We start from the raw sequence: 14304 nt of genomic DNA, 5'->3' as shown, positions 1-14304 counted from the left end.
TCGCTGCACCCATCCCGGGCCGATCCCCGAAATATCAAATGTCCAAGCGACTGAGTACGGTAGATACATGAGTACCGTGACACAGTCCGAAGGCCTTCCACCGCTGGGCGCGCTGACCCTGGCCCAGACCAGGATGGACCGGGGCTGCGAACGCCGCAGCGATGCCGGGCTGCTGCCGGGGATCTGGGGCGCCGCCTCCACGCATGTGATGCTCATGGATGATGCGCGCACGCTGGTGCGGGAGAACAAGATCGTCCTGCTGCCCTCGCAGGGCCGCCCGCTGCCGGCTATGGCTGTCTACCTGGGCCGGGCCCTGCCCGGCGCCGACGTCCCGGTCGGGACGGACATTGTGCTCGAAATCCTGGACGGACCCGGGCAGGCGGGCCTGCCGGACGGCAGCGCTGGGGACTGGCTGGGCCTGCGGGAGGTGGCCGTCGGGCTCTCCCCGCAGGATGCCGGCCTGTTTGTCGAGGCTGCGGCCATCGCCAACTGGCACGCCTCCCACCAGCATTGCCCGTTGTGCGGGACACCCACCCGGATCGAGCAGGGTGGCTGGGTGCGCCGCTGCCCGGAGGATCAAACCCAGCATTTTCCGCGCACCGATCCGGCCATCATCGTCTCCGTGCTGGATGACCAGGACCGGATCCTGCTGGGGCACAACAAGGCCTGGCCGGCGGGCCGGTACTCCACCCTCGCCGGGTTCGTCGAACCAGGTGAGTCGCTTGAGGCAGCGGTGATCCGCGAGGTCGAGGAAGAGTCCGGCGTCCTGGTGCATTCGCCGCAGTACCTGGGCTCGCAGCCCTGGCCCTTCCCTGCCTCGCTGATGCTTGGATTCACGGCCACGGCTGTGCGGACGGAACTGAAGCCCGACGGCGTCGAAATCGCCGATGTCCGCTGGTTCACGCGCGAGGAACTGGCCGCCTGCATTGGCAGCGGCGAGGTGCAGGTGGCCGGGGGCCTGTCCATCGCCAGGGCCTTGATCGAACACTGGTATGGCGGACCGCTGCCGGAGCCGCAGGCCTGGCAGTGACGATGGCACCAACCGGATTCACCGCCGCGGCAGGGCAGAGCCTGGAAGCCCGGATCCTCGACGGTCTGGACGCCGAACAGCGGCAGGTGGCCTCGACCCTGGCGGGCCCGATGTGCGTGCTGGCCGGCGCCGGCACCGGCAAGACCCGGGCGATCACCCACCGCATTGCCTACGGCGTGCACTCGGGGGTGTACAAGCCGCAGCGGGTGCTCGCAGTCACCTTCACGGCCCGCGCCGCCGCCGAGATGCGCACCCGGCTGCGGGACCTCGGCGTGGGCGGGGTCCAGGCCCGGACCTTCCACTCCGCAGCGCTGCGCCAGCTGCAGTACTTCTGGCCGCAGGCGGTCGGCGGGCCGCTGCCCGGACTGCTGGACCACAAGGCCAACGTGATTGCCGAGGCAGCGCGGCGGCTCCGGCTCTCCGCGGACCGCGCCGCGATCCGGGACCTGGCCGCCGAGATCGAATGGGCCAAGGTGTCCATGCTGACCCCGGACACCTATGCCAGGGCCGCGGCCGGCCGGGCCGAGCCGGCGGGCTTCGACCTGGTGACCGTGGCGCGGCTCTTCCAGTCCTACGAGGACGTCAAGACGGACCGGAACATCATTGACTTCGAGGACGTCCTGCTGATCACCGTGGGCATCCTGCAGGAGGACCCGAAGGTTGCGGCCGCCGTGCGCGAACAGTACCGGCATTTCGTCGTGGACGAGTACCAGGACGTCTCGCCGCTGCAGCAGCGGCTGCTGGACCTGTGGCTGGGGGAACGCGGGGACCTGTGCGTGGTTGGGGACGCGAGCCAGACCATCTACTCCTTCACCGGCGCCACCTCGCGCCATCTGCTGCAGTTCACCAAGCGCTTCCCGGACGCGGCCGTGGTCAAGCTGGTGCGTGACTACCGTTCCACACCCCAGGTGGTGCAGCTGGCCAACTCGCTGCTGGCGGCCCGGACCAAGCAGCCCTGGCGGGGCAGCGGTCCGGATCCGTGGCCCGCCCCGCTGGAACTGGCTGCCCAGCGTCCTGCCGGCCCGGCACCGAGCTTCACTGAATGCGCCGACGACGAAGCAGAGGCGGCGCAGGTGGCAGCCCGGATCCGCTCGCTGCTCGAGGCCGGGGTGCCGGCGAGCGAAATCGCCATCCTGTTCCGCACCAACGGCCAGTCCGAGGCGTACGAGCAGGCCCTCGCCTCGGCCGGCATCGGCTACCAGTTGCGCGGCGGGGAACGCTTCTTTGGCCGCCGCGAGGTCCGCGATGCAATGCTGCAGCTGCGTGCTTCGGCCCGTGCCGCCGGTACCGAACCGGTGCCCCAGCTGGCCCGGGACGTGCTGGCCAACCTCGGCTACACCGCCCAGGCACCACAGTCCTCCGGCGCGGTGCGCGAACGCTGGGAATCCCTGGCCGCACTCGTGGCGCTCGCCGACGAGCTTGACCTGGCCCGGGGCGAGGCCGCTGGCGGCGTCTTCACCATGCAGGACTTCGTCGCCGAGCTTGAGGAGCGCGCCGCCGCCCAGCACGCCCCCACCGTGCAGGGCGTGACGCTGGCCTCGCTGCATTCGGCCAAGGGCCTGGAATGGGACGCCGTGTTCCTGGTCGGCCTGAGCGAGGGCCTGATGCCCATCTCGTTCGCGGATACCGACGAAGCCGTGGACGAGGAGCGCCGGCTGCTCTATGTCGGCATTACCCGCGCACGCGAGCATCTCGCCCTGTCCTGGTCCCTTGCCCGCACTCCGGGCGGACGGGCCAACCGGAAGCCGTCGCGCTTCCTCGACGGGCTGCGCCCGGCGTCGTCCTCACGCACGGGCCTCCGCAGCGGTGCGCACGGTGCCGAGCGGACCGGGCGACGGCGGCAGTCCGCTCCCGCCCACTGCCGGGTGTGCGCCACCCTGCTGACCACCGGGGCCGAACGCAAAGTCGGCCGCTGCGCCAACTGTCCGCCCGGCTATGACGAGCACACCTTCGAGGCCCTGCGCGCCTGGCGCAAGGAGGCCGCCCAGGAAGCCGGCATGCCTGCCTTCGTGATCTTCACCGACGCGACGCTGGCGGCGATCGCCGAGGCACGGCCTGGTTCGCTGCAGGAGCTGTCCAAGCTGCCCGGGGTCGGTCCCGCGAAACTGGAACGTTACGGCCAGGACGTGCTCCGGACGCTCGGCTCCGACTAGCCTCCGGTGGCCCGTTCCGGCGGCAGCACGCAGCCGCAGTCCGGATGCGGTGGATATTCGTGCCGGAGCACCGTGCCGTCGGCCGGCCGCAGCTGCAGCACTGCAGACCAGGCGGCGGGCCGGTTCCTGCCGTCGAGGTAGAGCAGTGCCTGGAGGGCCGCCAGGCCGGCCGCGGCCACGGCCAGGGACGCCTCGTCCGCTGGCGGTGCCGTGGCCTGCAGGGCCGCCAGTTCGGTACTCAGCGTGTACCAGCCGGGATCCGTGTCCGCGCGGTGCCGGTTCAGGCATTCCAGGCAGGCGGACTCGCCGGGCACTACGAGCGGGCCCACCAGTGCATCCTGCTCCCGGCAGAGCACGCCCAGATGCGGATGCCCGCGGCTCATCAGGACCGCGCCGACGGTGCTGTCGGCCACCTCCGCGGCCGTGTACACCGCCAGGCTCAGCATCCGGGGCACCGCGTGTTCGCTGCGGCCGGACGTGCCGCCAATCGGATAGCAGCCTATGGTCGGATCGATCTGGTGCACGTTCCGGCGCAGCGCCTGGGCCCGGTTCAGGCCGATGTCCGCCAGGCGGTAGGCGCCGGCCCCGATATCGGCGGCCCCCACCGGCCGCGGGTCCTCCACGAGCAAGGTGCCCACGCCGGCGGCCGCCAGGGCGCAGGCGACGGCTGCACCGGTCCGGCCCAGGCCGATGAGGTGCACGGCGGCGGAACTGCGGCGGGCCACGAGGCTGGTGCCGTCGCAGCCATAGACCGCGGACCACCGGTCCCGGTCCGGTGCCAGCCGGTCCGCCCGCAGCCCATCGGTGCCAAGGTCCTGCCCTGCTTCGTCCACGAGCACAGGTTCGAGCGCCGCCAGCAGCGCTTCCGCCCGCACCGTGCTGATCCGGCATTCTGCCGCGGCCATCCGCAGGCCACCGCGGTCCAGCCCGCGGCGCAGTTGGCCGATGAAGGCCAGATCCGCTTCGTCGGTGCCGTCCAGCAGGACCCCGCCGGGGCCTGTTCCCAGTTGGAGCGAACCAGAGTCCCGCCGCAGGATGCGCAGTCCCGGGTTGATCCGAAGATGTGCCACGGCAGTCTCCTTCGCCTTGATGCTGTGCTTGGCACCGTCCATGCTGGCACGACCGCAGAACCGGGACAGGAGTTATCCACAGATCCGGCCCCGCCCGCCGGCCAGCGTGCACGCTGTCGGGACGCCGGGGTAACGTCGAGGGCATGCATGGACACGACCCGGCAGCGGCCGGCAACGGCATCACGCAACCGGTGACCACCCGGGATGGCGCCCCAGTGGTGGTCAGACGGTCGAACCGGCGGCGCCGCACGGTCTCGGCCGCATGGCGCGATGGCACAGCGGTGATTTCGATCCCGGGATATTTCAGCAAGACCCAGGAACTGCTCTGGGTCCGGCGGATGCTGGAGAAGCTCGAGGCCAGGCCCGCCGGCGGCAGCGCGCCGCGCAGCGACCAAGACCTGCTGCGCCGGGCCCTGGACCTCTCCGGGCGCTACCTGTCCGGCCGGGCGGAGCCGGCGAGCATCCGCTGGGTCTCCAACCAGAACGGCCGCTGGGGCTCGGCCACTCCGGCGCGGGGGACCATCCGGATCTCGGACAAGATCGAGGGCATGCCGGGATGGGTGGTGGACTACGTCATCCTGCACGAGCTGGCGCACCTGCTGGAGGCCGGGCACGGTCCAAGGTTCTGGCAGCTGCTTGCCGGCTATCCAGAGCTGGACCGGGCCAAGGCCTTCCTGGACGGGGCGGCCTACGCCATGGGCCGCGGGCTTGCCGACGATCCGGTGGACGGAGCCGGCGGAGAGGCTGCCGAACAGCAACAGGTTCCCGCCGGAGCGGGCCCTGCCGCCGGACGTTAGCGCCCTTCCCGGCCTTGGCCCCCGTCGTCCTCCGGATCGGTACCGGTCCCGCCGGTATCACCGGAGTCGGGCTTGTCGAAGCCGCCCTCGAGCAGCTTCTGCAGTGCCTCGTCGACCTCGGACTCCGAGGCCTCGAGCCGCCGGCGTCGGGCCGAGAAGCCTGCCGGGTCGTCCAGATCCTCGGCGGTGGGCAGCAGGTCCGGGTGCTGCCAGATGGCGTCCCGGCCCGCGATGCCGCGCTCGTCGCCGAGAGCAGCCCAGAGCGCGGCCGCCTCGCGCAGCCGGCGCGGCCGGAGTTCCAGGCCTACCAGCGCCGAGAAGGCATGTTCGGCCGGGCCGCCGGTCGCCCGGCGGCGGCGGACCATCTCCCGCAGCGCCTCGGCCGAGGCCAGGTTGGCGGTTGCGGCAGCGGTGAGTTCGTCCACCCATCCTTCGACCAGGGCCAGCACGGTTTCCAGCTTGGCCAGCGCCGCATCCTGCGCCGGTGTGCGGGCGGGCATAAAAACACCCTGCGACAGGGCATCCTGCAGCGACTGGGGGTTCGCCGGGTCGATTTCCCTGGCCGCCTCCTCGATGCGTGACATATCGATGTGGATGCCCCGGGCGTAGCCTTCGATGGCGCCGAGCAGGTGCGCACCCAGCCAGGGCACATGCGTGAACAGCCGGGCATGGCAGGCTTCGCGCACGGCGAGGAAGAGCAGCACATCCTTCTGCTCGACGTTCAGGCCCTCGCCGAACGACTTGACGTTCGCCGGCAGCAGCGCCATCGTGCCCGGCGCCAGCGGGATGCCGATGTCGGTGGAACTGACCACTTCCTTGGACAGCGCGCCCACTGCCTGGCCCAGTTGCATGCCGAACAGGGCACCGCCCATGTTCTGCAGCATCGAGCGGGCACCACCCATCATCTGCTTCATTTCCTCCGGGACCTGCTCGGTCAGCGCCGAGGTCAGCGCGAAGGCAATGCTGTTGGCCACCGGTTCGGTCATCTGCTTCCACGTGGGAAGCGTGGCTTCGACCCATTCGGCACGCGCCCAGGCCTTGCCGATCATCCCGGTGCCGGCAAAGTCGGTGACCGGATCCAGCCAGAGTTCGGCCAGCCGCAACGCCTCGTCAACCTCGCGGGCCTCACCGGGGCTGACCGAGGGGTCCCCGTCCACGGCAGCGGCACGGCGGGCATTATCGTGTGCCAGCTTCCAATTCACGGGACCTTCGTTGCCCGCGCTCATCATGGCCTGCACTTGTTGGAACATCTGGGCGAGCATATTCGGGTCCGAGGGCAGGCCCGCGGCCTTGGCCAGCTCGGCTGGGTCCATGCCGGCGCCCTGGCCGCCGAACAGCTTGGCGAACATCTCGGACAGCGGATCCTGCTGGTCGCCGTCGTCGTCCGGTCGGTTGGAAGTCATCTGTACCACCGCTTCTCGTGGGGTTTTTCTGCGGGTATAGCTCCACGTTACCGGCAGTAAATCGGCCTTGTCGCCGCCGCTGCTGCCTCGTTCGCTCTGGGCGTTGGTCCGGATCCGGCCGCGCGGCGGGCGCCCTTCCCAGCATCCGTCCAGTACGACGGCGTAGGCTGGTTCCTGCGCCGGGACCAGCCGGCGTATCTTTCTGCATCCGCCCCGGCGTCGGTGCGGCAACGTCCAGTGAAAAGGAAGCTATTTGGTCCAGCAGACAGCCCACGACGAACGCCCGGCTCCCGCGCGCCGGCGCGCCGGCCGGCGGCGGGCAGTGCTGCTCGGTTCCGGCGCGGCCGCCGTACTGCTGGGTCTGGCGGCGCTGGCCCTGCCGGCGCCGTACGTGGTGGAGTCGCCGGGCCCGACGTTCAATACCATTGGCGAGCTGCAGAAACGGCCGTTGATCGAGATCCCCGGCCGGACCACCTATCCCGCGACCGGCGATCTGGACCTGACCACCGTCTATGTCAGCGGCGGGCCGAACGCGCCGGTCACCTTCCTGGAGGTGCTGGCGGGCTGGCTGGATCCGGCACGCAGTGTTTCACCGGTCGAACTCGTCTACCCGCCGGGAACCACCGGCGAGCAGATCAACGAACAGAACACCGCAGCGATGACGTCCTCGCAGGAATCCTCGGTGGCGGCGGCGTTCAGCTATCTGGGCGTGGACTACGGCCAGAAGCTGTCCGTGGCCGGTTTCGCGGACGACTCGGCCTCGAAGGGCGTGCTCAAGGTCGGCGACGCGATCGAAACCGTCAACGGCAAGACGGTCAAGGACATCGATGTCCTGCGCGGCGAACTCAATGCCAGCGGCGGGCAGGCGGTGGATCTCGGTGTGCGCCGGAACGGCGAGCGGATCACGGAGAAGATCGCACCGAAGGCCAATCCCCAGGGCGTGTACCAGCTTGGGGTGGCACTGCGGATCGCCTATTCCTTTCCCTACCAGGTCAAGATCCAGCTGGACAATGTCGGCGGTCCGAGCGCGGGGATGATGTTCGCGCTCGGGATCGTCGACAAGCTCACCCCCGGGCCGATGACCGGCGGTAAGCACTTCGCCGGCACCGGCACCATCGACGCCGACGGCGAGGTCGGGCCGATCGGCGGCATTGCCCAGAAGATGCTCGGCGCCGCAGAGCGCGGCGCCACCGTCTTTTTGGCCCCGGCGGACAACTGCGGTGAGGTGTCCGGGCACGTCCCGGACCACATGCAGGTGGTGAAGGTCTCCACCCTGACGGAGGCCGTGGATGCCGTGACGCTCATCGGGCAGGGCAAGGACTCCTCGGCACTGCCCAGCTGTGGATAAGGAAAAGAGCCTCAACGGCGGATCAGCGTGGCAGTCAATCCGTTTTCAGTCACAATCGGGACACAGATTCGCCGGTTCCGGCCCGCTAGGTGGCTCCGGCCGGAACCGGCAGGGCAGAATGGCAGGAGGCGGAACCTCTGTGGCTGCTCAATCGTGGTTCAAGCGAGGGATACTCCCATGCAGTCGCGGGGTTCTTCGCGAGCTAAGCACCAGACGATGAGGTAACGAGTGACTTTCGGACCAGACCGGCCCTATGACGAGCGGCCGACGCCGCCGACCAAACTTGGACGGAAGCGCTCCGCCTTGGTGCCCACCCTGGTTGTGGTCGCCGTGCTGGTGGTTGGCTTTGTCTTCTTCTCCCAGGTGTACGCAGACGTCCTGTGGTACAACCAGCTCGGCTTCCTGGAAGTCTTCCTGAAGGAAAACGGCACCAAGATCGCCATCTTCCTGGCTGCTTTCCTGATCATGTCCGTCTCGGTCTATCTCAGCCTGCGGATCGCCTACCGGTCGCGTCCGGTCTATGCCCCCGATAGCTCGCTGCAGGAGAACCTGAACCGCTACCAGGCGCAGCTGGAGCCGGTGCGGAAGCTGCTGATGATCGGCATTCCGGTGGTGCTCGGCGGGTTTGCGGGAACGGCCGCGGCCTCCGCGTGGCAGACGGTGCTGCTGTTCTTCAACCAGGAGCCGTTCGGCACCGCGGATCCTCAGTTCGGCCTGGACTACAGCTTCTACCTCAATACGCTGCCCTTCATCGGCTTCGTGACCGGCTTCCTGGTCAGTGTGGTCCTGATCGCCGGCATCGCAGGCCTGCTGACGCATTATCTCTACGGCGGGATCCGTCTGGAAGAAAAGGGCCTGTTCGCCTCGACGGCGGCACGGATCCACATCGCGGTCTTCGCCGCCCTGTTCCTGCTCCTGCAGGGGGTCAACTACTGGCTCGACCGGTACAGCACCCTGCAGTCCACTTCGGGCAAGTGGGCCGGTGCCCTCTACACGGATGTCAATGCCGTCATCCCGACCAAGTCGATCCTTGCCGTGGCGGCAGTGATCGTGGCGATCCTCTTCATCGTCGCCGCGGTCATGGGACGCTGGCGGCTGCCGCTGGTCGGCACCGCGATGCTGGTGATCACGGCCATCCTGGCCGGCGGCGTGTACCCCTGGGTGGTCCAGCGCTTCCAGGTGACCCCCTCCGAACTGAGCCTGGAGCGCCAGTACATCGAGCGGAACATCGCCCTGACCCGCCAGGCCTACGGGCTCACCGACACCGAGGTCACGCCCTACAACGCCACCGTGAACGCGGAGGCTGGGGCGTTGCGCAAGGACGCGGAAACCACCGCGAACATCCGCCTGCTGGACCCGAACCTGGTCTCGGACGCATTCGGCCAGCTCGAGCAGTTCCGCCAGTACTACCAGTTCGCCCCCACGCTGAACGTGGACCGCTACGACGTCAACGGCGAAACCCAGGACACCGTGATCGCGGTGCGCGAACTGAACACCGCGGGCGTGCCGGCCGGTTGGTTCAACGAGCACGTTTTGTTCACCCACGGCTACGGCGTGGTGGCAGCGGCCGGCTCCAAGGTCCAGGCCGACGGCAAGCCTTCCTTCATGCTTTCGGGCATTCCGTCCACCGGTGTGCTCGGCAATGACAAGACCTACGAACCGCGGATCTACTTCGGCGAGTATTCGCCGGACTATTCGATCGTCGGCGGCCCCAAAGGCGCCGCCCCGGTGGAGATCGACCGGCCGCAGAGCGAGGACTCGGACACCGAATCCAAGAACACCTTCGTCGGCAACGGCGGACCGAATGTCGGCAACTGGTTCAACCGGCTGGTCTACGCGCTGAAGTTCCAGTCCACCGACCTCATGCTCTCGGACGCGGTCAATTCCGAATCCCAGATCCTCTACGACCGCAATCCCCGCGACCGGGTCGAGAAGGTGGCCCCGTACCTGACGGTCGACGGCAACGCGTACCCGGCCATCATCGACGGCCGGGTCAAGTGGATCGTGGACGGCTACACCACCAGCCAGCATTTCCCCTACTCCACCCCGCAGCAGCTGGCCTCGGCCACGGCGGACTCGCTGACCGCCGGCGGACGGACCGTGGCGCTGCCGCCGCAGGATGTGAACTACATCCGCAACGCGGTCAAGGCCACGGTGGACGCGTACGACGGTTCGGTCACCCTGTATGCCTGGGATGACAAGGATCCGCTGCTGAAGGCCTGGCAGAAGGTTTTCCCGACCACGCTCAAGCCGTACAGCCAGATGTCGGCCGAGCTCATGTCCCACGTGCGCTACCCGGAGGACCTTTTCAAGGTCCAGCGCGAGCTGCTGGGCCGCTACCACGTGACCAGCGTCGACCGGTTCTACTCCAACTCGGACGCCTGGAGCGTGCCGACCGATCCCACCCTCGGCGCGAAGACCACGGTCAAGCAGCCGCCATACTACCTGTCGCTGAAGATGCCCGGGCAGGACAGCGCAGCCTTCTCGCTGACCACGCCGTTCATTCCGTTTACGGCCGACGGCGAAGAACCGCGCAACGTGCTCTACGGCTTCCTCGCCGCGGAAGCGGACGCGGGCATCGGCAAGGACGGGCAGAAGTCCCCGGACTACGGCAAGCTGCGGCTGCTTGAGCTGCCGCGGTCGGTGACCGTTCCGGGCCCCGGCCAGGCCCAGAACCTGTTCAACTCGGACACCACCGTCTCGCAGGCCCTGAACCTGCTGCGCCAAGGCGCCTCCGAGGTCATCAACGGCAACCTGCTGAGCCTGCCGGTCGGCGGCGGCATGCTGTATGTCCAGCCGGTCTACGTGCAGTCCTCCGGTGCCTCGTCCTATCCCACGCTTCGCCGGGTGCTGGTCAGCTTCGGCGAGAAGGTGGGCTTCGCGCCGACCCTGGCCGAGGCGCTGGACCAGGTGTTCCAAGGCAACTCGGGAGCGACCACCGGGGACGAGGGCAACGTCGGCCAGACGCCGGCGACGCCTCCCACCCAGGAGGTCACGGCCCAGGAGAAGCTGCAGACGGCCCTGCAGAACGCCCGGGCGGCCATCGAGGAAGGCCAGGCCGCACTGTCCAAGGGCGACTTCGCTGCCTATGGCACGGCCCAGCAGAAGCTGCAGAAGGCACTCCAGGACGCGATCAACGCCGAAGCCCAGATCGCCGGAACCGCTCCGTCCACCGGCGGCAGCGCGACACCTACGCCGACGCCCACGCCGAGCCGCTGACGCGTCCGGATTTGCATCCCCACCCCGCGGCCGGTAAAGTTGCATGAGTCGCCGCGGGGTGGAGCAGTTCGGTAGCTCGCTGGGCTCATAACCCAGAGGTCAGAGGTTCAAATCCTCTCCCCGCAACCATCAAAAGCAGGGCGGTCCCGATCGGGACCGCCCTGCTTTGTTGTCCAGACGCTACTGGCCGGATTCGATCGAGGCGGGCGACGGCGCGGCGTTGCCCGCCTTGAGCGCGGCCAGCCGGGCCTCGATCTCCGTCTGTTCGCCCAGGTCCTCGAGGCTCTCGAACTGGGTGTCGAGGCTGGAGGCGGCCAGTTCGTTGGCGCCGCGGACCCTGGCCTCCTCGCGGCGGACCTTTTCCTCGAAGCGGCTGACTTCGCTGGTGGGATCCATGATGTCGATACTCTTGATGGCGTCATGGACCTGCAGCTGTGCCTGCGCCATCTTGGCCCGGGAAATCAGCTCGTCGCGCTTGCTCTGCAGCTCAACGAGCTTGCCCTTCATCTGGTTCAGGCCCGTCTTGAGCTTGTCCACGATTTCGGTCTGCGAGGCGATCGTCGGCTCGGCACCCTTGGCCTCGTTTTCGGAGGCGATCTGCCGCTGGATGGCGACCTTGGCCAGGTTGTCGAACTTCTGTGCGTCCAAGGTGTTGCCCTCGGTACGGTACTTGTCTGCCTGCCGGCTCGCCGCCAGTGCCTTGTTGCCCCAGTCTTTGGCATTGGCCAGGTCTTCGTTGTAATCGTCCTGCAGCATCCGCAGGTTGCCGATGGTCTGGGCGATGGCGCTTTCGGCTTCGGCGATGTTGTTGCTGTAGTCCCGGACCATCTGGTCCAGCATTTTCTGCGGGTCCTCCGCCTGGTCCAGCAGCGCGTTGATGTTGGCCTTGGCCAGCTGTGCGATGCGGCCGAATATTGACTGCTTTACCACGATATTGCCCTTCCTTCTGCCTACCAATGGAAACCCTGAACAACTAATCAAAACCCTGTCCCGGCCGGGCCGGCCGGTGGGGGAGCCGGGCACCTAGAAATTGCCGCCGGCGCCTCCGCTGTCACCAAAGCCGCCGCCAAAGCCCCCGCCTCCGCCTCCGCCGAAGCCGCCGAAGCCGCCGCCGCCGAAAATGCCTCCGCCTCCGCCTCCGCCCCCGCCATGGTGGCCGCCGCGCAGGATCGAATCGATCAGGATGCCGCCGAGGATGGCGCCGCCCATGCCTCCGCCGCCGCCGCGGCGTCCGCCGCCGAAACCGCCCATGCCGCTGAAATCGTCGACGTCCTGCTGGGCCAGCTGGCTGGCCTGCTGGGCCAGGGCATTGGCCTGGTTGGCATAGTTCAGGGCGCGCTCCGGATCCGCATCCGCGACCTGGATGGCCTGGTCCAGATGGCGTTCGGCCTCGGCCAGCCGGGTCCGGGCCTGGCTGCCGACCCCGCCGCGCCGGGCCCGGATGTAGTCGGAGGTCCCGGCGATCTGCGCCTGGGCGGACATGATCGCCTGCTGCAGCTGCTCACGGGCCCGGCGGATGCGTTCCTGCTGGTCCCTGACCCCCACCAGCGCACTGTCCAGCTGCCGCTGGGCGGCGTCCAGGTTCTGCAGGACGGCCTGCGGATCGATCCGGCCCGCCGCCACCGCCTGCTTGACCGTACCCAGCGCGGCCTCCATGGCCGCTGCCGGACCGGCCAGTTCCGGATGCTGGCCGCTGCCGGCCAGGGCCCTGGCCTGGGCGAGGTCCTGGGCGGCGTCGGCGACGGCGGATTCCAGCGCCTGCCGGGCGGTGCCGAGGTCGCGGGCGGTCCTGCCGATCGCCTCGAGCAGCACGTCCGCCTGGTGGACCGCTTCTTCGGCGGAGCGGATGGCGACGACGGCGGCGCTGCGGTCGGCGGCGTCGAGCTTTTCCTGCGCCGTGGCCGCGGTGCTCTCCGCGAAGTCCAGCCGTTCCTGGGCCTGGCCCACATTGTCCGCAATCTGGGCCAGCGCCGAGTCCAGGTAACCGGCCCGCAGCTGCTGTAGCTGGTCCGTGCCTTCTGCCAGCCGGTCCCGGGTTGTCCGGGCGGCGGCGCGGACCGTTTCCAGGGCCTCCGGTGCCGTCGCTTCGAGCTTGCGGAGCGCGTCGAAGTCCGCTTTGTGCCGCTCGAGCGATTCATTCACGGCCTCGCACCGCCGAATGATGTCCCCGAGCCAGGCCCGCTGCTGTTCCTCGGTGTCCGGTACGTGGTCATCAAGCTGCTGCTGCAGCTTGAAGGACTCCATCATGTGCAGCTTGGCGGCGTCGATATCCTCCCGGTAGGGCCGCACGGCTTCCTCGCCGTACTGGGCCAGCGCGAAGCCGAACTCCTGTTCGCTGGACTTGATCGCGTCGTCGGCGGCGACCAGCAGGCTGGAAGCCTTGCGGCGCAGCTGCTCCACGCTCAGCGCATCGTTGGGGTCCTGCGGCGGGCCGCCGGTCCGTGCCTTGCCCGGCCCACCGGCTGCCTTGCCGCGCCGGTTGCGGACATAGAGGTAGGTGCCCACCCCGCCCGCGGCAACGACGCCGACCAGCAGCACCGGGACCAGCGATCCGCCGGAGCCACCGGATTTGACCGCGCCGCTGCCGCCGCTGGCGGCGTCCTCGACCGCGGCGACGGCATCCAGTCCCGCCTGCGCCCAGTCGCTGCGGCCCAGCGCCGGAACAACGGACTGGTAGATGGCCTGCTCCTTGCCGGCCAGCGGGCCGCCTTGGCCGGCCTGGAAGTGCGCTGCGCGCTGATCGACGGCGACGGCCAGCATGGCGTCCGAGCTGCCCAGGCCTTTCTTCTGGGCCGTTGCGACCACCCATTCACGGGGATTGTCCGGGTTGGTAAAGGTGTCCACATAGACGAGGTACAGTCCGATTCCATGATCCTGCTGCAGTTTCCGCACGGCATCTTCGACCTCGCCGGCCTGGTCGCCGAGGACACCGGCGTTGTCCACCACGAACTCGCCTGGCGGAATGGTTACCGGTGGTTCGGCGTGGGCGGCCGCCGGGACGGCAAGCAGCACCACTAGCCCGGCCACTGCGGCAAGTCGCAGGGCCAGCCGCAGCTTAAACGCCGCGAGAGCCTGGATCAGTGATCGCATGGACAACCCCCGGTTGCGATCCGGTCCCCGGGAACCGGACGATTGTTGTGCGGATGCCGGAATTCTCCGTGCCTGCATCCGGTTTTGATTCTATGGGGCGCTTCAAGGAGCGTCCACACAAGCGGACCACGTGAGCTTTCGGCAAGCTCCCAGATTTCTTCCAGCAAATGTAGGCAGTTGTCACAGACTGCGCA

The 14304-nt window shown here is 68.7% G+C and carries 9 protein-coding genes and 1 tRNA gene; 6 read left to right on the top strand and 4 right to left on the bottom strand.

Annotation, left to right across the window (positions count from 1 at the left end; all coding sequences use genetic code 11):
* Positions 1–67: 67 nt before the first annotated feature.
* Together nudC and LVY72_RS12775 are read left to right on the top strand one after the other, a co-directional pair.
* Positions 68–1030 carry an NAD(+) diphosphatase gene (nudC, locus tag LVY72_RS12780; RefSeq protein WP_237821399.1) on the top strand — a complete coding sequence of 321 codons (963 nt, stop codon included), beginning with the start codon at positions 68–70 and terminating at the stop codon, positions 1028–1030.
* Between the two features lie 2 nt (positions 1031–1032).
* Positions 1033–3183 carry an ATP-dependent DNA helicase UvrD2 gene (locus tag LVY72_RS12775; RefSeq protein ID WP_237821474.1) on the top strand — a complete coding sequence of 717 codons (2151 nt, stop codon included), beginning with the start codon at positions 1033–1035 and terminating at the stop codon, positions 3181–3183.
* Here LVY72_RS12775 and LVY72_RS24720 read toward each other — a convergent pair.
* Positions 3180–4253, bottom strand: coding sequence for a TOMM precursor leader peptide-binding protein (locus tag LVY72_RS24720; RefSeq protein ID WP_237821397.1), 1074 nt, complete (start codon positions 4251–4253; stop codon positions 3180–3182). The genes LVY72_RS12775 and LVY72_RS24720 overlap by 4 nt on opposite strands.
* Positions 4254–4396: 143 nt before the next feature.
* Here LVY72_RS24720 and LVY72_RS12765 point away from each other — a divergent pair, with 143 nt between their 5' ends.
* The gene (locus LVY72_RS12765) at positions 4397–5050 is read left to right on the top strand and encodes a M48 metallopeptidase family protein (protein ID WP_237821395.1); all 654 of its coding nucleotides are present in this window, start codon (positions 4397–4399) and stop codon (positions 5048–5050) included.
* Here the strand turns inward: LVY72_RS12765 and LVY72_RS12760 are convergent.
* Complete coding sequence (locus tag LVY72_RS12760; RefSeq protein ID WP_237821393.1) at positions 5047–6453, bottom strand: zinc-dependent metalloprotease; 1407 nt, start codon at positions 6451–6453, stop codon at positions 5047–5049. The two genes, LVY72_RS12765 and LVY72_RS12760, sit on opposite strands and share 4 nt — an antisense overlap.
* A 253-nt stretch (positions 6454–6706) precedes the next feature.
* On the opposite strand from LVY72_RS12760, the gene LVY72_RS12755 reads away from it, so the two are divergent.
* From LVY72_RS12755 to LVY72_RS12745, 3 genes are all read left to right on the top strand, one after another.
* Positions 6707–7801: a YlbL family protein gene (locus tag LVY72_RS12755; RefSeq protein WP_237821391.1), complete on the top strand. Its 1095-nt coding sequence runs from the start codon at positions 6707–6709 to the stop codon at positions 7799–7801.
* Positions 7802–8029: 228 nt separating this feature from the next.
* A complete protein-coding gene (locus LVY72_RS12750; RefSeq protein WP_372463705.1) occupies positions 8030–11020 on the top strand; it encodes a UPF0182 family membrane protein in 2991 nt (996 codons plus the stop codon).
* 52 nt (positions 11021–11072) lie between these two features.
* Positions 11073–11149, top strand: a tRNA-Met gene (locus tag LVY72_RS12745).
* A gap of 51 nt (positions 11150–11200) precedes the next feature.
* Here LVY72_RS12745 and LVY72_RS12740 read toward each other — a convergent pair.
* Complete coding sequence (locus LVY72_RS12740; protein ID WP_237821389.1) at positions 11201–11950, bottom strand: PspA/IM30 family protein; 750 nt, start codon at positions 11948–11950, stop codon at positions 11201–11203.
* A 93-nt stretch (positions 11951–12043) separates the two neighbouring features.
* Positions 12044–14110: a TPM domain-containing protein gene (locus LVY72_RS12735; protein ID WP_237821387.1), complete on the bottom strand. Its 2067-nt coding sequence runs from the start codon at positions 14108–14110 to the stop codon at positions 12044–12046.
* Positions 14111–14304: the final 194 nt, after the last annotated feature.

The organism is Arthrobacter hankyongi (genome assembly GCF_022012395.1).
Lineage (GTDB): Bacteria > Actinomycetota > Actinomycetes > Actinomycetales > Micrococcaceae > Crystallibacter > Crystallibacter hankyongi.
This window is presented reverse-complemented; position numbering and strand designations above follow the sequence as displayed.